Origin of the sequence: Aquitalea aquatica (assembly GCF_013911085.1) — a bacterium.
GTDB classification, from domain to species: Bacteria; Pseudomonadota; Gammaproteobacteria; order Burkholderiales; family Chromobacteriaceae; genus Aquitalea; species Aquitalea aquatica.
Genome location: NZ_JACERN010000010.1, coordinates 13,542 through 35,807, shown reverse-complemented (window position 1 = coordinate 35,807; position 22,266 = coordinate 13,542). Strand labels below are relative to the sequence as shown.

The 22,266-nt window shown below is 60.8% G+C and carries 23 protein-coding genes; 21 read left to right on the top strand and 2 right to left on the bottom strand.

The genetic code is table 11. The annotated features are described in order from the left end of the window. Positions 1 to 161 precede the first annotated feature (161 nt). The 6 genes from ilvB (at position 162) to bioD (ending at position 7,534) form a co-directional block, all read left to right on the top strand. Positions 162 to 1,928: a biosynthetic-type acetolactate synthase large subunit gene (gene ilvB / locus H2Z84_RS02995; RefSeq protein ID WP_103524753.1), complete on the top strand. Its 1,767-nt coding sequence runs from the start codon at positions 162 to 164 to the stop codon at positions 1,926 to 1,928. Positions 1,929 to 1,938: 10 nt separating this feature from the next. Continuing rightward, positions 1,939 to 2,430, top strand: coding sequence for an acetolactate synthase small subunit (gene ilvN / locus H2Z84_RS02990; RefSeq protein ID WP_059284698.1), 492 nt, complete (start codon positions 1,939 to 1,941; stop codon positions 2,428 to 2,430). A gap of 63 nt (positions 2,431 to 2,493) precedes the next feature. Beyond that, positions 2,494 to 3,510, top strand: a complete 1,017-nt coding sequence (gene ilvC, locus H2Z84_RS02985) for a ketol-acid reductoisomerase (RefSeq protein ID WP_103524752.1) — start codon at positions 2,494 to 2,496, stop codon at positions 3,508 to 3,510. 229 nt (positions 3,511 to 3,739) lie between these two features. Then, positions 3,740 to 4,501, top strand: coding sequence for a CDP-diacylglycerol--serine O-phosphatidyltransferase (gene pssA, locus H2Z84_RS02980; protein WP_181834661.1), 762 nt, complete (start codon positions 3,740 to 3,742; stop codon positions 4,499 to 4,501). Between the two features lie 300 nt (positions 4,502 to 4,801). Next, positions 4,802 to 6,598: a 2-isopropylmalate synthase gene (locus tag H2Z84_RS02975; protein ID WP_181834660.1), complete on the top strand. Its 1,797-nt coding sequence runs from the start codon at positions 4,802 to 4,804 to the stop codon at positions 6,596 to 6,598. A gap of 306 nt (positions 6,599 to 6,904) precedes the next feature. After that, positions 6,905 to 7,534, top strand: coding sequence for a dethiobiotin synthase (bioD, locus tag H2Z84_RS02970; protein WP_181834659.1), 630 nt, complete (start codon positions 6,905 to 6,907; stop codon positions 7,532 to 7,534). On the opposite strand, the gene H2Z84_RS02965 is transcribed toward bioD, so the two are convergent. Next, positions 7,519 to 8,814, bottom strand: a complete 1,296-nt coding sequence (locus tag H2Z84_RS02965; RefSeq protein WP_181834658.1) for an HD-GYP domain-containing protein — start codon at positions 8,812 to 8,814, stop codon at positions 7,519 to 7,521. The two genes, bioD and H2Z84_RS02965, sit on opposite strands and share 16 nt — an antisense overlap. 362 nt (positions 8,815 to 9,176) lie before the next feature. On the opposite strand from H2Z84_RS02965, the gene coxB reads away from it, so the two are divergent. The 5 genes from coxB to H2Z84_RS02940 are packed head-to-tail and all read left to right on the top strand — an operon-like array spanning position 9,177 to position 13,556. After that, positions 9,177 to 10,313 carry a cytochrome c oxidase subunit II gene (coxB, locus tag H2Z84_RS02960; RefSeq protein ID WP_258869270.1) on the top strand — a complete coding sequence of 379 codons (1,137 nt, stop codon included), beginning with the start codon at positions 9,177 to 9,179 and terminating at the stop codon, positions 10,311 to 10,313. A 10-nt stretch (positions 10,314 to 10,323) separates the two neighbouring features. After that, entirely contained in the window at positions 10,324 to 11,949 is a 1,626-nt protein-coding gene (gene ctaD / locus H2Z84_RS02955; RefSeq protein ID WP_181834657.1) for a cytochrome c oxidase subunit I, read from the top strand. Between the two features lie 14 nt (positions 11,950 to 11,963). Further along, positions 11,964 to 12,509, top strand: coding sequence for a cytochrome c oxidase assembly protein (locus tag H2Z84_RS02950; RefSeq protein ID WP_181834656.1), 546 nt, complete (start codon positions 11,964 to 11,966; stop codon positions 12,507 to 12,509). Further along, a complete protein-coding gene (locus H2Z84_RS02945) occupies positions 12,506 to 12,682 on the top strand; it encodes a DUF2970 domain-containing protein (protein WP_103524744.1) in 177 nt (58 codons plus the stop codon). The genes H2Z84_RS02950 and H2Z84_RS02945 overlap by 4 nt, the downstream gene beginning before the upstream one ends. Before the next feature lie 10 nt (positions 12,683 to 12,692). Beyond that, on the top strand, positions 12,693 to 13,556 hold the full coding sequence (locus H2Z84_RS02940; RefSeq protein ID WP_103524743.1) for a cytochrome c oxidase subunit 3: 864 nt from the start codon (positions 12,693 to 12,695) through the stop codon (positions 13,554 to 13,556). 11 nt (positions 13,557 to 13,567) lie between these two features. Here the strand turns inward: H2Z84_RS02940 and H2Z84_RS02935 are convergent, their stop codons facing one another. Continuing rightward, entirely contained in the window at positions 13,568 to 13,768 is a 201-nt protein-coding gene (locus tag H2Z84_RS02935; RefSeq protein ID WP_059284703.1) for a DUF2909 family protein, read from the bottom strand. On the opposite strand from H2Z84_RS02935, the gene H2Z84_RS02930 reads away from it, so the two are divergent. The 10 genes from H2Z84_RS02930 to hisB all read left to right on the top strand — a co-directional run bounded on the left by H2Z84_RS02930 (position 13,734) and on the right by hisB (position 22,239). Then, the gene (locus tag H2Z84_RS02930) at positions 13,734 to 14,480 is read left to right on the top strand and encodes an SURF1 family cytochrome oxidase biogenesis protein (RefSeq protein ID WP_309545429.1); all 747 of its coding nucleotides are present in this window, start codon (positions 13,734 to 13,736) and stop codon (positions 14,478 to 14,480) included. The two genes, H2Z84_RS02935 and H2Z84_RS02930, sit on opposite strands and share 35 nt — an antisense overlap. Further along, the gene (locus H2Z84_RS02925) at positions 14,477 to 14,983 is read left to right on the top strand and encodes a redox-active disulfide-containing membrane protein (RefSeq protein WP_181834654.1); all 507 of its coding nucleotides are present in this window, start codon (positions 14,477 to 14,479) and stop codon (positions 14,981 to 14,983) included. Before H2Z84_RS02930 ends, H2Z84_RS02925 begins: the two co-directional genes overlap by 4 nt. Positions 14,984 to 15,026: 43 nt before the next feature. Continuing rightward, complete coding sequence (locus H2Z84_RS02920; protein WP_181834653.1) at positions 15,027 to 16,085, top strand: COX15/CtaA family protein; 1,059 nt, start codon at positions 15,027 to 15,029, stop codon at positions 16,083 to 16,085. Beyond that, on the top strand, positions 16,070 to 16,972 hold the full coding sequence (gene cyoE, locus H2Z84_RS02915) for a heme o synthase (RefSeq protein ID WP_181834652.1): 903 nt from the start codon (positions 16,070 to 16,072) through the stop codon (positions 16,970 to 16,972). Before H2Z84_RS02920 ends, cyoE begins: the two co-directional genes overlap by 16 nt. Beyond that, positions 16,972 to 17,562, top strand: a complete 591-nt coding sequence (locus H2Z84_RS02910) for an SCO family protein (RefSeq protein WP_181834651.1) — start codon at positions 16,972 to 16,974, stop codon at positions 17,560 to 17,562. Before cyoE ends, H2Z84_RS02910 begins: the two co-directional genes overlap by 1 nt. 46 nt (positions 17,563 to 17,608) lie before the next feature. Continuing rightward, positions 17,609 to 18,373 (top strand): flagellar brake protein, encoded by a 765-nt coding sequence (locus tag H2Z84_RS02905; protein ID WP_309545428.1) that lies wholly within the window; start codon positions 17,609 to 17,611, stop codon positions 18,371 to 18,373. Between the two features lie 40 nt (positions 18,374 to 18,413). Continuing rightward, positions 18,414 to 19,055: an ATP phosphoribosyltransferase gene (hisG, locus tag H2Z84_RS02900; RefSeq protein ID WP_181834650.1), complete on the top strand. Its 642-nt coding sequence runs from the start codon at positions 18,414 to 18,416 to the stop codon at positions 19,053 to 19,055. 17 nt (positions 19,056 to 19,072) lie between these two features. Further along, positions 19,073 to 20,365 (top strand): histidinol dehydrogenase, encoded by a 1,293-nt coding sequence (gene hisD / locus H2Z84_RS02895; RefSeq protein WP_181834649.1) that lies wholly within the window; start codon positions 19,073 to 19,075, stop codon positions 20,363 to 20,365. Between the two features lie 205 nt (positions 20,366 to 20,570). Continuing rightward, positions 20,571 to 21,641, top strand: coding sequence for a histidinol-phosphate transaminase (gene hisC, locus H2Z84_RS02890; RefSeq protein ID WP_181834745.1), 1,071 nt, complete (start codon positions 20,571 to 20,573; stop codon positions 21,639 to 21,641). A gap of 4 nt (positions 21,642 to 21,645) precedes the next feature. Next, positions 21,646 to 22,239 carry an imidazoleglycerol-phosphate dehydratase HisB gene (gene hisB, locus H2Z84_RS02885; protein ID WP_103524837.1) on the top strand — a complete coding sequence of 198 codons (594 nt, stop codon included), beginning with the start codon at positions 21,646 to 21,648 and terminating at the stop codon, positions 22,237 to 22,239. The last annotated feature ends 27 nt before the right edge of the window (positions 22,240 to 22,266 follow it).

The window sequence follows — 22,266 nt, the reverse complement described above, 5'->3', positions numbered from 1 at the left end:
CCGCGGATTTCCCTGTTTTTACCGTGGCTTAGCGTGTTTTTGCACCTGCACAAAAGCACTTGACCGCTATTTGAGGGATAGGCTAAGGTCTTTCATCACAACGGGATGAAACACAAGTCAATTGCCAAGATTGACTGCAAGACAAGACAAAGAGGCACAAGATGCAGATATCGGGCGCGGAAATCCTAGTCCGTTGCCTGCAGGAAGAAGGAGTCGAATTTCTGTTCGGCTACCCCGGCGGCGCGGTTCTGGAAATATATGATGCCATCTTCCGGCAGGAAAAGTTCAAGCACGTTCTGGTGCGTCACGAGCAGGCTGCAGTGCATGCGGCTGATGCGTACTCGCGTTCCAGCGACAAGGTAGGCGTAGCGCTGGTGACCTCCGGTCCTGGTGCCACCAATGCCGTTACCGGCATTGCCACCGCTTATATGGATTCGATTCCCATGGTGGTGATCTCCGGTCAGGTGGCCACTCCGGCCATCGGTCTGGACGCCTTTCAGGAAGTGGACATGGTGGGCATTACCCGCCCGTGCGTGAAGCACAACTTCCTGGTGAAGGATGTCAACGATATCGCTGAAACCATCAAGAAAGCATTCTACATCGCCAAGAGCGGCCGACCCGGCCCGGTGGTGGTGGATATTCCCAAGGACATTACCCAGCAACGTGCCGAATTCCACTACCCGGAAAGCGTGCACATCCGTTCCTATGTGCCTGCCACCCGCGGCCATCCGGGACAGATCAAGAAGGCCATCAACCTTCTGCTGGAAGCCAAGCGTCCTTACATCTACGTGGGCGGCGGTGCCGTGCAAGGCAATGCTGCAGCCGAAGTCACCGAGCTGGTGAAGTCGCTGGGCCTGCCATGTACCAACACCCTGATGGGCCTGGGTGCCTATCCGGGTTCCGATCCGCAGTTCCTCGGCATGCTGGGCATGCACGGTACTTACGAGGCCAATATGGCCATGCAGTACTGTGATGTGCTGATTGCCGTGGGTGCGCGTTTTGACGACCGTGTCATCAGCGTGCCATCGCATTTCCTGTCGCAGCCGAAGAAGATCATCCACATCGACGTGGACCCGTCTTCCATTTCCAAGCGCGTGAAAGTGGATGTGCCCATCGTCGGCGACGTCAAGCACGTGTTGCGCGAAATGCTGGACATCCTGCGCCAGTCGGGCCAGAAACCGGATGCACAGCATCTGGCGCACTGGTGGAAGCAGATTGAAGAATGGCGTGGCCACAACAGCCTGCTGTACACCCCGTCCACCGAGCTGATCAAGCCGCAGTACGTGGTGGAAAAGCTGTATGAAATCACCGGTGGCAAGGCCATCGTCGCCTCCGATGTGGGACAGCATCAGATGTGGGCGGCCCAGTATTACAAGTTCGACAGTCCGAAGCAGTGGCTGAATTCCGGCGGCTTGGGTACCATGGGCTTCGGTTTGCCTGCAGCCATGGGTGCGCAACTGGCCAATCCAGATGCAACCGTCGCCTGTATTACCGGCGAAGGCTCCATCCAGATGAATATCCAGGAGCTGTCCACCTGCAAGCAGTACCACACACCGGTCAAGATCGTGGCGCTCAACAACCGCTATCTGGGCATGGTGCGTCAGTGGCAGGAATTCTTCTACGGCACCCGGTATTCCGAGTCCTACATGGATGCGTTGCCGGATTTCGTAAAGGTGGCCGAGGCCTATGGCCACGTTGGCTTCAAGATCGAAAACCCGTCCGATGTCGAGCCGGTACTGCGCGAGGCCTTTGGCCCTGCTCTGAAGGAACGTCTGGTATTCCTGGACTTCCGTACCGATCAATCCGAGAACGTGTTCCCGATGATCCAGAATGGCAAGGGTCTGGACCAGATGGATTTGCCGCCGCACATGCGCGACGTCCAGCAGGTCCCCTTCGAGAACAACCGTGACTACGGCAATATGTGCTGAGGCGGACGGTATGAGACATATTCTTTCGATTTTGCTGGAAAACGAAGCGGGCGCACTGTCCCGCGTGGTGGGGCTGTTTTCGGCCCGGGCTTACAATATTGACTCACTGACGGTGTCGACTACCGAGGATCCGACACTGTCACGGATGACGATCGTCACGCATGGTTCCGACGAAGTCATCGAGCAGATCACCAAGCAGCTCAACAAGCTGATCGAGGTGGTCAAGGTGATAGACCTCAATGAATCCGAGCACATCGAACGCGAGATGATGCTGATCAAAGTGCGCGCTACCGGTAAAGACCGGGAGGAAATGAAGCGCATGGCGGATATTTTCCGCGGTCGCATCATTGATGTTACGGAAAAGACTTACACCATCGAGCTGACTGGTACGAGCGACAAGCTGGGGGCCTTTATCGAGGCCATCGACCGCGCAGTGATCCTGGAAACGGTCCGTACTGGCGCATCCGGCATTGGCCGTGGTGAACGGGTTCTGAAAATCTGATATATCTATACATCTGACGGCGGGCCACAGCGGTGGCCGCCCGGATAACAAGGGACAAAGCAAATGAAAGTGTATTACGACAAGGACGCGGATCTTTCCATCATCAAGGGTAAGAAAGTCGCCATCATCGGCTACGGCTCACAAGGCCATGCTCACGCCCAGAACCTGAAAGAGTCTGGCGTTGATGTGATCGTGGGTCTGCGCAAGGACGGCGCGTCCTGGAGCAAGGCCGAAGCTGCTGGCCACAAGGTGAAGGAAGTGGCCGAGGCGGTGAAGAAGGCCGATGTCGTGATGATTCTGCTGCCGGACGAATCGCAGCCGGACGTGTACCACAAGGAAATCGCCCCGAACATCAAGAAGGGCGCTGCCCTGGCTTTCGCTCACGGCTTCAACGTGCATTACAACCAGATCGTTCCGCGTGAAGATCTGGACGTGATCATGGTGGCTCCGAAAGGCCCGGGCCACACCGTGCGTTCCGAGTATGTGAAGGGTGGCGGCGTGCCGACCCTGATCGCCGTATACCAGGACAAGTCCGGCAAGGCCCGTGACGTGGCCCTGTCCTATGCTGCTGCCAACGGCGGTACCAAGGGTGGCGTGATCGAAACCAACTTCCGCGAAGAAACCGAAACCGACCTGTTCGGCGAACAGGCTGTACTGTGTGGCGGCGCGGTTGAACTGGTGAAGGCCGGTTTCGAAACCCTGACCGAAGCTGGTTACGCTCCGGAAATGGCTTACTTCGAGTGCCTGCACGAACTGAAGCTGATCGTCGACCTGATGTACGAAGGCGGCATCGCCAACATGAACTACTCCATCTCCAATAACGCGGAGTATGGCGAGTACGTGACTGGCCCGGAAGTGGTGACCTCCGCCACCAAGGAAGCCATGAAAAAGGCGCTGTACCGCATCCAGTCTGGCGAATACGCCAAGATGTTCATCCTGGAAGGCAAGACCAACTATCCGAGCATGACTGCCCGTCGTCGCCTGACCGCCGATCATCCGATCGAAAAGGTGGGTGCCGAACTGCGTGCCATGATGCCCTGGATTTCCAAGAACAAACTGGTCGACCAGTCCAAGAACTGATTTCGAAGTCAGTCAGTGTGCCAAAGCCGGGGAAACCCGGCTTTTTTCATTACTGAATAGCGGTCACGAGTGTGGCCGGACCGGTGCTTTTGCTGCCGGGGCCAGCTTGGATTAAAATCAGCGGCTCTGCGCGCATGCGCCCTTTGTCTAGATCGTCGACGTACTGACAGCCGGCCCGCGCCGGTATGTGCTCAGCGCCGTACCGATAGCTTCGCTTACGGATAACACCATGATCCATGACCCCGTTCCGGGTAAGCCGTCCCTGCGCCGTCAGGGTATTTACCTGCTGCCCAATTCCTTTACCCTGGCAGCCTTGTTTGCCGGTTTCTACGCCATCGTGCAGGCGATGAATCAGAATTTCCAGATTGCTGCCGTTGCTATTTTTGTTGCCATGATTCTGGATGGCATGGATGGCCGGGTAGCCCGGCTAACCCATAGCCAGAGTGCCTTTGGTGCCGAGTTTGACAGCCTGTCGGACATGGTGAGCTTTGGCGTCGCCCCCGCGCTGGTGGCCTATGAATGGCTGCTGAAAGACATGGGCAAGCTGGGCTGGATGGTGGCATTCATCCACTGTGCTGGCGCTGCGCTGCGCCTGGCGCGTTTCAACACCATGATAGGCAGCACCGACAAGCGCTGGTTTACCGGCCTGCCCAGCCCGGCGGCAGCGGCGCTGGTGGCGGGGCTGGTGTGGATCTGCCATGCCTATGACTACACCGCGCTGCCGGGGCTGAAGTGGGTATTGCTGGGCTTTACCGCTTTTTCCGGCATCACCATGGTGACCAATGTGAAGTTCTGGAGCTTCAAGGAAATCCATCTGCGCCGCCGTGTGCCTTTTGTCATGCTGCTGGCGCTGGTGGTGGGTTTGTTGCTGCTGATGTCGGAGCCGCCGCTGGTGCTGTTCGGCTTCTTTGTCTGCTATGCCTTGTCCGGTTATGTGATGGCTGGCTGGAGTCTGTTGCGACGCAAGCCGGCAGAGACGATCGCGCCCTGATTGTCCTTGTTGCGATCAAGCCCCGCTCCTGCCCTGGCAGCAGCGGGGCTTTTTCTTGGTGCTACTGTGTGATTGGACAAATTCGTCTGATATTTCTTATCGACTGGGTAGAAAACACCGGGTGGTAATGGCCGGGCTGGGCTTGGGTAAGCTGGCTTTTTGATCATTATTGGACTTTGTGTCTAATAATTGCAAATTTGACACACGCTCCGCCGAGTTTTTTACGAATGTTGCACTGCACGTTTGACGTTATGTCGTCCAATCGCTACATTGAATCAAAACTTGCTGCAGGAGCACAACATGCAATTGGACATTGAACGACTCATTGACGATCTGGGCGGCCCCGGTGCGGTGGCTGAAGGTCTGAGCCGGATTTTTCCCGATGAGCCGGTCAGCCGTGCAGCAGTCTACAAGTGGAGAGAACGCGGCAGCCTACCGCTGGCGCAGTTGAACAAGTTGGCGCAACTGGCGGCAAGCCAGGGCAAGAGATTCGATTTCAACGATTACCTGAACGCAGCCGGGACAGCAGCACAGGGACAAGGGAGAACATTCGACATGGGCGATCGTCTTTATATTTTTGATACCACCTTGCGTGATGGCGAACAGTCGCCGGGCGCTTCCATGACCAAGGAAGAAAAGATCCGCATCGCCCGCCAGCTGGAACGTCTGGGTGTCGATGTGATCGAGGCCGGCTTTGCCGCCGCCAGCCCGGGTGATGCCGATGCCATCCACGCCATTGCCGAGGTGATCAAGGATTCCACCGTCTGTAGCCTGGCCCGTGCCAATGAGCGCGATGTGCGTGCTGCTGGCGAAGCCATCAAGCCGGCCGCCCGTGGCCGTATCCATACCTTTATCGCCACCAGCCCCATCCATATGGAAAAGAAGCTGCGCATGACGCCGGACGAGGTGGTGGATGCTGCGGTAAAGGCCGTCAAGCTGGCGCGTGAATATACCGATGATGTCGAGTTTTCTGCCGAAGATGCCCTGCGTTCGGATATCGATTTCCTCGCCCGCATTTTTGGCGAAGTGATCAAGGCCGGTGCCACCACGCTGAACGTGCCGGATACCGTGGGCTACGCCGTGCCGCGTGCTACCGAGGCCTTCTTCCGCGAATTGATCAGCAAGACCGAAGGTGGCGACAAGGTGATCTGGTCGGCCCATTGCCACAACGATCTGGGCATGGCCGTGGCCAATAGCCTGGCTGCGGTATTGGGCGGTGCCCGTCAGGTGGAGTGCACCATCAATGGCCTGGGTGAACGAGCCGGTAATGCCGCGCTGGAAGAAATCGTCATGGCGGTGCGTACCCGCAAGGACATTTTCGCGGTGGATACCCGCGTCGATGCCACCCAGATCGTGCCGGCTTCCAAGCTGGTGTCCACGGTGACCGGCTATCCGGTGCAGCCGAACAAGGCCATCGTCGGTGCCAATGCCTTTGCTCACGAATCCGGCATCCATCAGGATGGCGTGCTCAAGCATCGCGAAACCTATGAAATCATGTCGGCAGAGAGCGTGGGCTGGAGTGCCAACCGCCTGACGCTGGGCAAATTGTCCGGTCGCAATGCCTTCAAGACCAAGCTGACCGATCTGGGCATCGTGCTGGACAGCGAAGAAGCGCTTAACGCCGCCTTTGCCCGCTTCAAGGATCTGGCCGACCGCAAGCGTGAAATCTTCGACGAAGACCTGCACGCACTGGTGTCGGACGAGCTGGTGGCTACCTTGCAGGAAGACTACAAATTCGTGTCGCTGAAGGTGAATACCGAAACCGGCGAAGCGCCGCAGGCCGCCATCGTGTTTGTTGAACATGGTGTGGAAAAGCGCTGCGAATCCAGTGGCTCCGGCCCGGTGGATGCTGCGTTCAAGGCCATCGAAAGCACGGTCAACAGCCAGGCCGAACTGGAACTGTACTCGGTGAATGCCATTACCAAGGGTACCGAGTCGCAGGGCGAAGTCACCGTACGGCTGGCCAAGGATGGCCGCGTGGTGAATGGCCAGGGCGCTGATACCGATGTAATTGTCGCCAGTGCCAAGGCTTACCTGTCAGCGCTCAACAAACTGAGCAACCGTCAGGAACGCGTCAAGGCGCAAGGCAATGTCTGATTAGCAATACCTGCCGGGCCAGCCCCGTGCTGCTTTACTGTCTGCCGGATTTTCCCATCCCGTTCCCGGCCGGCGGCAAGGCAGTCAGGGGCAAGCCCTGGCAAACCGGTTTCAGTCCACTCCGATATTGAAACCCTAAGGCTCACAAGGCCGCATCCATACAGCCCAGGCTCACAAGGCCAGCGTGGCAGATCGCCGACCCAGGAGGTCGGCGCCGCTGCGCTGGCGGGCTGGCCCCCGGTTTCCCGCATTGTCTTTTCCCGCGCTATCATCCAGCCTGCTTCATTGATGCAAGGCAAACTCACCATGGCTCAAGGCTTTTTCATTACCGGCACCGATACCGAAATCGGCAAAACCCATTCTGCCGTCGCCCTGCTGCGCCATTGGCAAGCACAGGGCCAGCGGGTATTGGCGATGAAGCCGGTGGCCTCCGGCTGCGAAGTGCTGGCCGACGGCAGCTGGCTGAACGACGATGTGGCACGGCTGGTGGCGGTGACCGGCCAGCAGGATCTGGACCTGATGAACCCCTATCGCTTTTTGCCGCCGGTTTCGCCGCATATCGCCGCACGCCAGGCCGGAGTGGAGATTGCGCTGGATACCATTGTCAGCCATTACCAGCAACTGGCGACGCAGGCGGACACCGTGCTGGTGGAAGCGGCTGGTGGCTGGCTCGCCCCGCTGGCCGAGGGTCTGTATATGGAAGACATGGCGCGGGCGCTGCAACTGCCGGTGATTCTGGTGGTGGGCATGCGGCTGGGTTGCATCAACCATGCCTTGCTGACGGTGCGGGCCATTCAGGCCTCAGGACTGACGCTGGCCGGCTGGGTGGCCAACCGGGTGGTGCCGCAGCAACTGGCCTATGCCGACAATCTGGCTACCCTGCAAGCAGCCATCGACGCGCCCTTGTTGCTGGAGCTGCCCTACGCGCCAGCCTGAACGGAGGGTTCCGGCTGGAGGCTGGCCAGCAACACGCTGCTCAGCGGCTGGAACAGCATGGCATCATCCGGGCCCAGCCTGTCCTGGGCCAGGCTCAGATCGCGGCCCAGATTGCGTAGCCGCCAGTTGATTTCCTCGGTCACCAGCAGGATTTCTAGCTGTAGATCCTCCTCCTGCCCCAGTGGCTGGTTGGCTTGCATGCCGGTGCTGAACAGCGAGCGCTGGATGGTATCAAACTGGCCCATGCAGCGGCCGAGCGCCGCCTGGCCGGCCACTGTCAGCGTTTCTTCCTGCAGATTGAGCAGCAGGTGGGTGATTTCGCCGATGCGCTTGAGCAGGGCGTGCAATGCCGCCATTGCCGGTGGTGGTGTCGGCGTGTTCGGCGCGTTCTTGCCCAGCTGTTTGAGCACGCGGTTCATCACCGCCACCGCCGGGCGGTGAAATTCACCGGGGATGATGCGCAGGGCAATATCCAGCCGTTGGCAGGAGTGGCTTTTCTGCAGCAGCCGGCAGCTAAGGTCGGCCACGGCGATCAGCTGGCCGGCAATACCCAGCTGTTTTTCCTTTTCCCGCCGCGGATAGCCGCTGCCGTCCAGCCGCTCGTGATGCTGCAGCATGGCCAGCGCAATCGCCTCCAACTGTGGGTGCTGCCCCAGTTGCAGCATCTGCCGATAAGCAATCAGCGGATGCACCATCCTTTGCCGCCAGGGGAGCGTCCCGGTCCCATTGGTGGCCGCGCTTGGCCGTCCGGCAGCCAGATACAGCTCACCGATATCGTGAAACAGCGCCGCCAGAGCGATTTGTTCCAGTAGTGCGCTGGATTGCCCGGTGCGCAGGGCCAGCCCCAGGCTGATCAGGCAGCACAGCAGGCCATGTTCCAGCAGTTGTTGTTCTTCCAGCATCGCCAGCAAGACGGTAAGTGCATGATTGAGAGGCAGATTTTCCAACACGGCCAGGCAGGCATGTCGATGTGCTGTTTTTTCCAGTAGCTGCAGCAGCAGTGGCTGACTGGCGAGCAGCTGGCTGCTTTTTTCTTTGAGCAGGCGCTGTGCAGAAAAATCGGGCAAAACCAGGCTGGATTCCAGCGGAGAGCGGAGCAATTGCTGTAGAAGTTGCTGGAAGTGTCGTGCTTGCAGGCGGCTGCCGCTGGTCAGCAGGATGCTGCCGTCGGGCGCGCTGATGGCATGCTCTACCACGATGGCCTGTCTGGCCAGCAGGCCGGACAGGGTGCGCAGAAAATGCGGATTGGCGCTGTACTGCGCACGGCTGGCATTGGACATGATGTTGGTTATCGTCTGGACTACTTGCGTTTTAGACCCACTGACAAAACCACCGCTGCTGCCTTGTGCCTCCAGGCCGTACTGCTTGTACTGTCTGCGGCGGCAGGCTTTGGATTGGGTTCTCTGCGAGCGTTTGTTAGAGGCTTTTAACCAAAATAGCTATCGCTTCATTCTCATTATTTGTCATCTCATTCCAATTACAAGTTTATGCATTAGAGATAATGATTCCCTTTTGCATTGCATCATGAAAGATTCTTGTTTTTATCTGGGGGTGGCCTAGCATTTCAAGCAGTTGCTGATGATTGTTATTGTCAGCACTTGAAAGGCCAGTATCGCAGCCGGCTGGCCAGAGAGGGGGGACCATGTCCTGCCGGTACATGCTGGGCAGTACCGCCGCCAGCAGTTTGTTCGCCAGCACAGCCATACAGGCCCAGGTCGCGGCCATTAATCTGCAAGCCCCCGCCACCTCGCTTGCCAGGCTGGAATACGATCTGCACAGCATGCTGCTGCTGGTGACCGGTGGCATCTTCCTGCTGGTACTGGCCGTCATGTTGTATGCCATCGTGCGTCATCGCAAATCGGCCGGCCACGCGGCCAAGCTCTTCCACGAGAACACCACGGTGGAAATCATCTGGACGATCATCCCGCTGCTGATCCTGCTGCTGATTGCCTGGCCGGCAACCCAGGCCGTGCTGAACCAGAAAAGCACGCGTGGCGAGGAGCTGACCATCAAGATCACCGGCTATCAGTGGAAGTGGCGCTACGACTATCTCGATGACAATTTCGGCTTCATGAGCCACCTAGCTACGCCGGCTGCCGCCATCGCCGGTACGGTGGCCAAGCCGGTGAATTATCTGCTGGAGGTGGATGAGCCGCTGGTGGTGCCTACCGGGCGCAAGGTGCGGCTGCTGCTGACTGCCAACGATGTCATCCACTCCTGGTGGGTGCCGCAGCTGGGCATCAAGCAGGATGCCATCCCCGGTTTTCTGCGTGATGCCTGGTTCATGGTGGACAGGCCCGGCATTTATCGCGGCCAGTGTTCCGAGCTGTGTGGCAAGGATCACGGCTTCATGCCCATTGTGGTGGATGCGCGTAGCCCGGAGGACTATGAACACTGGCGCGCTGCGCGGCTGAAGCAGGCGGCAGCCAGTGCTGACGACCCGGCGCGGGTATGGACGCTGGCGGCACTGCGCGAGCGTGGCGAGAAGGTGTATGGCCAGAACTGCATTCCCTGCCATCAGGCAAACGGCAAGGGCATCCCCGGCAGTTTCCCGGCGCTGGATGGTTCGCCCGTAGTCAATGGCGACAAGGCCGGCCATATCAATATCGTGCTCAATGGCAGCCAGAAAAACCCCGCGATGCAGGCCTGGGGCAAGCAATTGTCCGATACCGACATCGCGGCGGTCATCAGCTACGAGCGCAATGCCTGGGGCAATCACACCGGGCAACTGGTGCAGCCGGCCGAGATCAGGGCCGCCCGTACCGGTGCCGCATCCTGAGGAGGGCAGCATGGCTATTGCCGGTCTTGCCGCAGTACCGCAGCAGTCGCACCGGCCACATGGCTGGCGGCGCTGGCTGTTTGCCACCAATCACAAGGACATCGGTTCGCTGTATCTGTGGTTTGCCTTCTGCATGTTTCTGGTGGGCGGTGTACTGGCCCTGTGCATACGGGCCGAGCTGTTTCGCCCCGGCCTGCAGTTTTTCCAGCCGGAGTTGTTCAACCAGCTCACCACCCTGCATGGGCTGATCATGGTGTTCGGCGCCATCATGCCGGCCTTTACCGGCCTGGCCAACTGGATGCTGCCGCTGATGATAGGCGCGCCGGACATGGCGTTTGCCCGCATGAATAACTGGAGCTTCTGGCTGTTGCCACCGGCCATGGCCCTGCTGCTGCTGTCCTTTGTAGTGCCTGGCGGTGCGGCGGCGGCTGGTTGGACGCTGTACGCGCCCTTGTCGGTGCAACTGGGCATGGGCATGGATCTGACCATTTTTGCCATCCACATCCTGGGGGTCAGCTCCATCATGGGGGCCATCAATATCGTGGTCACCATCATCAATCTGCGGGCGCCCGGCATGGGCATGATGAAGATGCCGATGTTTGCCTGGGCCAGCCTGATCACCGCCTACCTCATCATCGCCGTCATGCCGGTGCTGGCCGGTGCGGTCACCATGGTGCTGACCGATCGCCACTTCGGCACGCATTTTTTCAATGCGGCCGGCGGGGGCGATCCCATCCTCTACCAGCATGTGTTCTGGTTTTTCGGCCATCCCGAGGTCTACATCATGGCCTTGCCGGCCTTCGGCATTGTCAGCCAGGTGATTCCCACCTTTGCCCGCAAGCCGCTGTTTGGCTACACCTCCATGGTGTATGCCACCAGCTCCATCGGCGTGCTGTCCTTCATGGTGTGGGCGCACCACATGTTTGTCACCGGCATGCCGGCTACCGCCCAGCTGTTTTTCATGTACGCCACCATGCTGATCGCCGTGCCCACCGGGGTGAAGGTATTCAACTGGATAGCCACCATGTGGGAGGGCAGCATGAGCTTTGAAACCCCCATGCTGTTTGCCATCGGCTTCATCCTGCTGTTCACCATTGGCGGGCTGTCCGGGGTGACGCTGAGCGTGGCTGCGGTAGATGTGCAGCTGCATGGCAGCTATTACGTGGTGGCGCATTTTCATTACGTGCTGGTGGCCGGAGCCCTGTTCAGCCTGTTTTCCGCCGTGTATTACTGGTTTCCCAAGATGACCGGACGCATGTATGTGGAGCGGCTGGGCCAGCTGCATTTCTGGTGGTCGCTGCTGTGGTTCAACGTCACCTTCTTTCCCATGCATTTTCTTGGCCTGGCCGGCATGCCTCGGCGCATTCCCGACTACGCACTGCAATTTACCCAGTTCAACCAGATCGCCAGCGTCGGTGCCTTCATGTTCGGCCTGGGCCAGCTGATTTTCCTGGTGAACATCCTGTACTCGCTGAGTCATGGCAAAACGGCTGCCCAGCAGCCGTGGGAGGGGGGCAATACCCTGGAGTGGCGGCTGCCCACGCCCGCGCCGTATCACAGCTTCAGCGAGGCTCCACAGCTGGACGTGGCAGAAAACGGCGTGGTGGTCGCCATGCAGGGCGGCAAGCACGGCTAGCGCGGGAGACAGCCATGGCCAGCGGTATGCGGGCAGCCAATCTCACCTTGTTGCGTAGGTTGCTGCTGCTGGTGTTGCTGATGTTCGGTTTTGCCTGGGGGCTGGTGCCGCTGTACCGGGTGATTTGCGAGGTGACCGGTCTGAACCGGGTGGTGGTGGCCGATGCCATGCCGGGCAGGGATGGGGCGCAGGTCGCGGCACGGCCGGTGGTGCTGCAACTGGATGCCATGGTGCAGCCGGGCCTGCCCTGGCAGGTAAGGCCGCTGCAGTCGCGGCTGCAGGTGAAAACCGGGCAGTTCATCCAGCTGCAGTACGAGCTGCGCAATAACAGCCGGCAGCAGGTGGTGGGGCAGGCGATTCCGCGTTATTTGCCGGCCGAAGCGGCGGCTTATGTCAAGAAGCTGGAGTGCTTCTGTTTTCGCCAGCAAGTGTTTCTGCCGGGTGAGACACGGCGTTTCCCGGTGGTGCTGGTGATAGACCGGACGCTGCCGGCAGCAATAGACAGCATCACCCTGTCGTACAGCGTGTTCGATGTACCGCAGGGGGAGGGCAGGCCATGAGCTGGTGGCGTGGTGTGCTGGCGGTACTGGCGGCGTTTGCCGGCATCCGCCGTCAGCAGGCGGCACAGCAAGACGGGCGTTTGCGGCCGCTGCAGCTGATTGCCACTGCCTTGTTGCTGGTGCTGGCGCTGATCTGCGCGCTGCTGCTACTGGTGAACTGGATCAGCCATTGAGGAGAACATCATGGCGCTACTGGATGAGCATGGGCAGGCACATTATTTTGTCCCCGCACCATCGCACTGGCCGGTGCTGGGGGCGGTGGCATTGTTCTGCCTGGGACTGGGGGCGGCTTTCGCCGTCAACGGCATGCTGCTGGGCTGGTGGGTATTGGCGCTGGGTGGGCTGATCCTGCTGCGCATGTTGTTCGGCTGGTTTGGCGATGTCATCGGCGAGAGCGTGGGTGGCCGCTATCACGGGCAGGAGGCGCTGTCCTTCCGCTGGGGCATGGGCTGGTTCATTTTTTCCGAAGTCATGCTGTTTGGCGCATTCTTCGCCGCACTGTTCTGGGTGCGCCAGGTGGCACTGCCGACGCTGGGCAGCCTGGATTACAAATTGCTGTATCCGGATTTTTCCGCCAGTTGGCCATTGCAGACCGCCCCGGCAGCGGGGCCAGCGTATCAGGCCATGGAAGCCTGGGGGCTGCCGGCGCTCAATACGCTGATCCTGCTATCTTCCGCGGTCAGCCTGACCTGGGCGCACTGGGGCCTGCTACTGGGGCGACGGGCACAGCTGAAGCTGGGCCTGCTCATCACCATTGTGCTGGGGCTGGGTTTTCTCTGTTTGCAGGCCATCGAATACCACCATGCCTGGACGGCACAGCAGCTGACATTATCGGCCGGGGGCTACGGCATGACCTTCTACATGCTGACCGGCCTGCATGGTCTGCATGTCTTGCTGGGCAGTGCCATCCTGCTGGTGGTGTGGTTGCGGGTGCTGCGCGGGCACTTCGACCAGCAACACCATTTCGCTTTCGAGGCGGCTGCCTGGTATTGGCATTTTGTCGATGTGGTGTGGCTGCTGCTGTTTGTCTTCGTCTACTGCCTGTAGCCGCAGCCAGCCTAGCTGGGCTGATGCGGCCGCCACCAGCCAAACAGCACCCCCAGCAACAGCAGGATGAACAGACCAATGGACAAGCCAAGCCGCAGGGTCAGCGAACGGATCAGCCGCTGTGAGCCGGACTCGGCCTTGAGCAGGCCCGATAGCCCCCAGAACAGGGCCAGCACGATGCAGGCAAGCAAAAAGACGATGACGATTTTCATGGCTGAGCCCCCCGGTGCTGCTGCGCCTGCAAAAACATGCTTTCAGTCTAGTGGCAAAAAGCGCAATCGTGGGCTTCTGTTGCTATGTGTGTTGTTACCTTTTGTATTGGCCTGCTGGCAGGTGTTGCGCGGCATGGACGCATGGCAGCGTGAACAGGCGCTGGCACGGGCAGCCAGTCAGCCGGCGCAGTCGTGGTCTGCGATGCCGCTGACCCAGGCTCCGGACTATTCCCGCCGCAGCGTGGCAGGGGCCCGCCCGCTGGGGGCGGTGATCCAGCTGGGCAACAGCCTGCGGGACGAGCAGCCGGGGGCCAGGCTGCTGCTGCCGGTGCGGCTGGCAGATGACAGCATGCTGCTACTCGACCTGGGTTGGCTGGCTGATTCCCGCCCGCAGCCCTCCTTGCCGCTGCCACTGCTATTCAGTGGGCAATGGCTGCCGTGGCATGGGCGCTGGACCTTGCCCGGCGCGCGGTCGGGCATTGCCGGCCGGGTGGATGAGGTTGCCGTGGCCAGCTTGCCGCAGGTGTATCCGGGCCGCTGGCGCCAGGGCATGCTGGTGTTGCAGCCCGCGCTGCCCGGTTTGCAGCCGTGGCCGTTGCAGCCACCCCTGTCGGCGCAGCGACATTTTGCCTATGCCCTGCAATGGGCGGTGCTGGCGCTATGCCTGCTGCTATTGCTGCGGCCATGGCAATGGAGAGGAAGACCGCGATGAACCCGGGACGCTACAGCCGGCTGGTGTTGCTGCTGATCTTGCTGCTCTGTCTGCTGCCGCTGCTGGCGGCTTGGTTCAGTTATCGCTACTGGCCGCCGGCAGGGGGCAACAGCGCTGGAGAATTGCTGCCGACCCAGCCCTTTGCCGCTGCCAGCCGGGCGGACTGGCCCGGTAAGCGCTGGGTGCTGGCCGGGCAGTTTCAGGGGCGTTGCGAGCAGGCCTGCCAGCAGCGTCTGTTCACCATGCGACAGATTCATCTGGCCCAGGGCGAAGCTGCCGGCCGCTTGCGTCGGGTGCTGTTGTACAGCGCCGCCGCACCGGCTGCGGCAGAGGGCTTTGTGCAGCTGGCGGTGGCGAGCGACCGGTTACCGGCCCGAGCCGACGGTTTTTACCTGATCGACCCGCTGGGCAACCAGGTGCTGTTTTACCCGGATGCACTGCGTCCGGACAAGATCATCAAGGAAGTGCAACAACTGATGAAGGTTAACAACGGCTTGGGATGATGCCGTGCAGCTGCCGGCGTTGCGCGCTGGCAAGGAGGCCGCAATGAAAAAACTGGCCTGGCTGGCCCTGTTGCTGGCCTGTGTGGTCCTGCCGCTGGGGGCGTATGTGCGTTTGTCGGATGCCGGCCTCGGCTGTCCGGATTGGCCGGGTTGCTATGGCCGGCTCAGTCCGGCGCATGCCGCCGCGGCCATCGAGCAGGCCATGCAGCTGCAGCCGGATGGCCCGGTCAGCCCGGACAAGGCCTGGAAGGAAATGCTGCATCGCTATCTGGCGGGCAGTTTGGGCTTGTTGATCCTGTGGCAGGCGCTGCAAGCCTGGTGCAGCGGCCGGCAGCGGCGTATCGCCGGCCTGCTGCTGCTTTTTTTGGCCTTGCAGGCAGTATTGGGCATGTTGACGGTCACCATGCGCCTGCAGCCGCTGGTGGTCACCGCCCATCTGCTATTGGGCATGAGCCTGCTGGCCTTGTTGCTGTGGCAGGCAGCTGGCAGCCGCTGGCCGGGCGTGCGGGTGAGGGCTGGCCAGCGCAGGCTGGCCTGGCTGTTGCTGTTATCGGTGGCCGGGCAGATTGCTTTGGGCGGCTGGGTGTCGTCCCATCAGGCGGCGCTGGCCTGCCAGGGTTTTCCCAGCTGCAACGGCAGTTGGTGGCCATCATCTCTGGCTGACGCTTTTGTATTGCAAAGCGGAGCCTTACCCATGGCCAGCCTGGTAGCCATGCACTGGCTGCACCGACTGGGTGCGCTGGTGGTGATGCTGGTGCTCGGCCTGCTGTACTGGCGTTTGTGGTCGATACCCGGTCTGCGTCGTCAATTGCTGTTGCTGCTGGCGGTAGGCTTGCTGCAGCCTATGCTGGGCGTGGCCAATGTGCTGTGGCTGCACCCCTTGCCCTTGGCGCTGGCCCACCATGCCGGGGCCATGCTGCTGCTGGCGAGCAGCTGCATGCTGCTGTGCCGGCTGCAGGTGCCGGCCGCTTATCGGCCCTTGCGTCAGCACTGGCTGGGCTGGCAGAGCCGCAGCAGTCCAGTCCAGCCCTGGCGCGGTGGCATGTTGTCGCGCCGGCAGGAAAACGGGCGAGAGGGAAGCAGGCCATGTCTGCCAGTGTGAGACTGCAAGCCGGCTATGCGCATGCGCTGGCCATGTTGCAACTGGCCAAGCCGCGCGTGGTGGCGCTGATCGTGTTCTGCGCCGTGATCGGCATGTTGCTGTCGCAGCCAGCGTTGCCGGCGCTGCGGCTGTTATTGCCGGCCACCCTGGGTATTGCGCTGATGGCCGGCGCGGCGGCGATGCTCAACTGCCTGCTGGAGCGTGCGCTGGATGCCCGCATGCTGCGTACCGCCTGGCGTGCCACGGCGCGGGGCAGCGCCGGGCGCGGCGAAACCCTGCTGCTGGCGGTGCTGCTGGGCGCTGTTGGCATGCTGCTGCTGTGGGGCTGGGTCAATGCGCTGACCGCCTGGCTGACGCTGGCCACCCTGCTGGGCTATGCGCTGGTGTATACCCTGCTGCTGAAACCGTACACCCCGCAAAACATCGTCATCGGCGGCATCAGCGGGGCCATGCCGCCACTGCTGGGCTGGACGGCGATGACCGGGCAGGTCAGCCCGCATGCGCTGTTGCTGCTGCTGATCATCTACACTTGGACGCCGCCGCATTTCTGGGCGCTGGCGCTATACCGGCGTGCCGACTATGCCCGCGCCGGCCTGCCCATGCTGCCGCTGACGCATGGCCAGGATTTCACCACCTTGTCCATTCTGCTGTACACCCTGCTGCTGACCGCCGTCACCCTGTTGCCGGTGGCGCTGGGCGTGGCCGGCTGGCTGTATCTGCTGGCCGCCCTGGCACTGGACGGACGCTTCTTGTTTCTTGCTGTGCAACTGCATCGTCAGTATGCTGACGCCTTGGCTCGCCGCACCTTTTCCTGGTCGATCTGGTATCTGACCTGGCTGTTTGCCGCGATGTTGTCCGATCATTATTGTCTGCTACCGGTTTCCTGATGCGCCATCTGCTACGTTTGCTCTCCCTGTTCATTCTGTTTGCCGCACTGACTGCCTGCGCGCCGCCAGCGGCCCCCAAGCTGGATCTCAACGGCACGGATATGAGCGATACCCAGCTGGGCGGCGATTTCAGCCTGACCGACCACCTGGGCCAGCCGCGCAAGCTGTCTGACTTCTCTGGCAAGGTGGTCGCGCTGTTCTTCGGCTATACCCATTGTCCGGATGTCTGCCCCACCACCATGCTGGAATACGCCACAGTCATGAAGAAACTGGGGCCGGACGCTGACAAGGTGCAGGTCCTGTTTGTCACGGTCGACCCGGAACGCGATACCACGGCGGTACTGGCCGGCTATGTGCCGCACTTCGACCCCCGTTTTGTCGGCCTGACCGGCAGCGCGGCGCAGATCGAGCAGGTCAAGTCGGCCTACAAGGTGGTGGCACAGAAAGTGGCGGTGCCGGGTGGCGCTTACACGGTAGACCACAGTGCCGGCTCTTATCTGTTCGACAAAAGCGGAAAATTACGGGTTTATGAGGCTTATGCCACGCCGGCAGACAGCCTGACTCATGATATTCGTCAGCTGTTACGCTAGAATTCAGGCAATCACCCAACTTTGACTGCGGAAAGAAGCGCCCATCGTGAGCGAAGACAACAACCCCGGTATGCTGCACAGCAACCATGCCCAGCCCGATCTGACCAGGTATATCCTGGCCACCCCGGTTGAGGTCGTGCATCATCTGGCGTCTATCGCCAGGTCCGGGCATATGGTGACGGTATTTTCCAACAAGGGAAAAACCTTCATTCTCACCCGCTTTCTGGAGGTGGATGCCAAGCGTGGTGTGCTGTTGCTGGACTGGGGTGCGGATCCGGCCACCAATGAACAACTGCTCGCCAGCGAACGCAATGTGTTTGTCTGCTCGCCAGACGGGGTAAAGACCCAGTTTGTCACCACCGCCGCCCGCAAGGTGATGCTGGATAGCGGCCCGGCTTTCGAGGTGGACCTGCCCGAGCAGGTGATCAAGCTGCAACGGCGCGAGTTTTTCCGCATCCAGACCCCGGTCAGCAATCCGGTTAGCTGCCATGTGGCCGATTATCCTGGCCGGCCGCTGGATCTGGTGCTGTTCGACATCAGCCTGGGGGGCTGCAGCCTGTGGCTGCCGGCACCACATGCGCCCGGTTTTGATCTGGGCCAGAAATACCAGAATTGTTCATTCGAATTGAAACCGCTGGGCAGCTTGCGGGTGGGTATCGAAATCCGCCACCGCCTGACTACCCAGCTGCGCAACGGCAATGAAGCCGTCCGTGCCGGTTGCGCCTTTCTCAATATGACTCCGTCGTCGGAAACGCTGGTGCAGCGTTATGTCGGCCAGCTGGAGCGCGAACGGCGCGCCCTGGTCGGCTGATGATGGTTTCTCTTCTTTTCCCTATTGCCTGCTTAATATCATGACCCTGACTATTGCCCTGTCCAAAGGGCGCATCTTTGAAGAAACCCTGCCCCTGCTGGCCGCCGCCGGCATCGTTCCGGCGGAAGATCCGGAATCCTCGCGCAAGCTCATCATCGAGACCAATCATGCAGATGTGCGGCTGGTGATTGTAAGAGCCTCGGATGTCCCCACCTATGTACAGTACGGCGCTGCCGATCTGGGCATTGCCGGCCGCGATGTGCTGATCGAACACGGTGGCGATGGCCTGTACCAGCCGCTGGACCTGAATATTGCCAAGTGCAAGATGATGGTGGCGGTGGAAAACGGCTTCGACTACCAGAACGCCGTGCGCCAGGGTGCCCGGCTGAAAATCGCCACCAAGTATCCCAAGATCGCGCGCGAGCATTTTGCCGCCAAGGGCGTGCATGTGGACATCATCAAGCTGTATGGCTCGATGGAGCTGGCACCGCTGGTCGGTCTGGCCGATGCCATCGTCGATCTGGTGTCCACCGGTGGCACGTTGCGCGCCAACAATCTGGTGGCGGTCGAACACATCATCGACATCAGCTCGCGGCTGGTGGTGAACCAGGCTGCGCTCAAACTCAAATACGACCGCATCCAGCCAGTGCTGGATGCCTTTGTCTCTGCCGTGCCGGCATAAGGCAGGAACGGAATCCCATGCTGAAACTGTCTTCTACCCAAGCTGATTTCCAGCAGCAATTGCAAGCCCTGCTGGCTTTTGAAACCGCGCAGGACCCGGCGGTGGATAGCGCCGTGGCCGCCATCTGTGATGATGTCAAAACACGTGGCGATGCCGCCGTGCTGGAATACACCAACCGCTTTGACCGCATGCAGGCAGCCTCCATGGCTGATCTCACCTTGTCGCGCGAACAGCTGGAAGCCGCCTGGCACCGTTTGCCGGCCGAGGTGCAACAGGCACTGAGCGCCGCTGCCGAACGCGTGCGCCGCTACCACGAAAAGCAGCTGGCCCACTCCTGGAGCTACGAAGACGAAGACGGCACGCTGCTGGGGCAGCAGGTGACGCCGCTGGACCGCGTCGGCATCTATGTGCCGGGCGGCAAGGCCGCCTATCCCAGCTCGGTGCTGATGAATGCCATGCCGGCTAAGGTGGCGGGTGTCGCTGAAATCATCATGGTGGTGCCCACCCCGCAGGGTGAGCGCAATGATCTGGTGTTGGCTGCCGCCTTCATCGCCGGTGTGGACAAGGTGTTCACCTGTGGTGGCGCGCAGGCCGTGGCCGCGCTGGCTTATGGCACGGCCACCATTCCGCAGGTGGACAAGATCACCGGGCCGGGCAATGCCTATGTGGCTGCCGCCAAGCGCCGCGTGTTCGGCGTGGTGGGTATCGACATGGTGGCCGGCCCCTCCGAAATCCTGGTGATTTGTGATGGCAACACCCCGGCCGACTGGATTGCCATGGACCTGTTCAGCCAGGCCGAGCACGACGAAATCGCCCAGGCCATCCTGCTGTGCCCGTCGGCCGAATACATTGCCGAAGTGGAAGCCAGCATCGAAAAGCTGCTGCCGACCATGCCGCGCCGCGCCATCATTGAAGCCAGCCTGGGCAACCGTGGCGCGCTGATCCAGGTGCGTGATCTGGCCGAAGCCTGCGAGATTGCCAACTACATTGCGCCTGAGCATCTGGAATTGTCGGTGAGCGAGCCGGAACAGCAACTGCCGCTGTTGCGTCACGCCGGTGCCATCTTCATGGGCCGTTTCACCTCGGAAAGCCTGGGCGACTACTGTGCCGGCCCAAACCACGTGTTGCCGACCAGTCGCACCGCGCGTTTTGCCAGCCCGCTGGGGGTGTACGACTTCCAGAAGCGTTCCAGTCTGATCCGCGTTTCTGCGGCAGGAGCACAGAAGCTGGGTAAGATTGCCAGCGTGCTGGCACATGGCGAAGGCCTCACCGCCCACGCCCGTGCTGCCGAGCTGCGCCTGGAGTCCTGAGGCTATCAAGCTAAGCCCTTCCGAACAGGGCCAGACAGCGTCTGGCCCTGTTTCTGCCATTATCGCCGCAGGATCTGCGTGGCATGCCGGGTAGCCCAAACCGGCCGAACACGGTAGGATAGCCACCTGCTGCGTTGTCCCGACAACGCCCCCTGTTGACCTGCATGGCTGGCCTGGTCGCCATGACCGCCACCGCCCTATCGTGATGACATTGACTGCCAAGCAACTGGTCCGTCCGGAAATAACCGGAATCAAGGCCTACCATGTACCTGACGCCGCCGGCCTGCTCAAGCTGGACGCCATGGAGAACCCGTACGCCTTGCCGGCCGTACTGCGCGCCGAACTGGGGCAATGCCTGGCCGATGTCGCCATCAACCGCTATCCCGATCCGCATGGCGGTGGCCTCAAGGAAGAACTCAAGGCCGCTTTTGCTATTCCGGCCGCGGCCAGTGTGCTCTTGGGCAATGGCTCGGACGAAATCATCACCCTGATTGCCCAGGCGCTGGCCCGGCCCGGTGCGGTGATGCTGGCGCTGGAGCCATCCTTCGTCATGTACCGCATGAACGCGCTGTTCTCCGGCCTGCAGTATGTGGGTGTGCCGCTGCATGCCGATTTCAGCCTTGATCTGCCGGCCCTGCTCGAGGCGATTGCCCGCCATCAGCCGGCGGTGGTGTTTCTGTCCTACCCGAATAATCCTACCGGCCCACAGTTCGCCCGCGAGCAAGTGCTGGCCGTGCTGGATGCCGCACCGGGCCTGGTGGTGGTGGATGAGGCCTATCAGGCCTTTGCCAGCGACAGTCTGATGGAGCTGGCGGGTAGCCAGCCGAATCTGCTGGTGATGCGCACCCTGTCCAAACTCGGCCTGGCCGGCCTGCGTCTGGGCTATGCCGCAGGCTGCGCCGAATGGATAGAAGAGCTGGACAAGGTCCGCCCGCCCTACAACATCAATGTGCTGACCCAGGCCGCTGCCCGTTTCGCGCTGCGCCACCTGGACGTGTTCATGCAGCAGGCGCAAACCCTGCGCGACGAACGCCAGCGCCTGTTACGGGCCCTGCGCCAGTTTGCAGCGACTACCGTTTTTGATTCGCAAGCCAATTTCATCACGCTACGGGTGCCGGATGCCGGTGAGCTGTTTGCATGGCTGAAGAAAAATGGCATCCTGATCAAGAACTTGCATGGCAGCCACCCGCTGCTCGACAACTGCCTGCGCCTGACTGTGGGCAGCCCGGAAGAAAACACGGCCGTGCTTGCCGCACTGGACCGCTACTTTGCCTGAAATCATGAGAACCGCATCCGTTACCCGCAATACCCTGGAAACCCAGATCACCGTCACCATCAATCTGGATGGTAATGGCCGCAGCCATTTCGATACCGGCGTGCCTTTTCTCGACCACATGATGGACCAGATCGCCCGCCACGGCCTGATCGACCTGGACATCGTTGCCAAGGGTGACCTGCACATCGATGCCCACCACACAGTGGAAGACATCGGCATCACCTTGGGCCAGGCTTTTGCCAAGGCCATTGGCGACAAAAAAGGCATCCGCCGTTACGGCCATGCCTATGTGCCGCTGGACGAAGCGCTCAGCCGCGTGGTGATCGACCTCTCCGGCCGCCCCGGCCTGGTGTACAACGTCGATTACACCCGCGCCAGCATCGGCCAGTTTGATGTTGATCTGTTCTCCGAGTTTTTCCATGGCTTCGTCAACCACAGCATGGTGACGCTGCACATCGACAATCTGCGCGGTGTGAACAGCCATCACCAGGCCGAAACCATCTTCAAGGCCTTTGGCCGCGCACTGCGCATGGCCTGTGAAGTGGACGAACGCATGGGTGGTGCCACACCGTCCACCAAGGGTACGCTGACGGCCTGAGCCGCAGGCCATCTCCACCTGAACAGT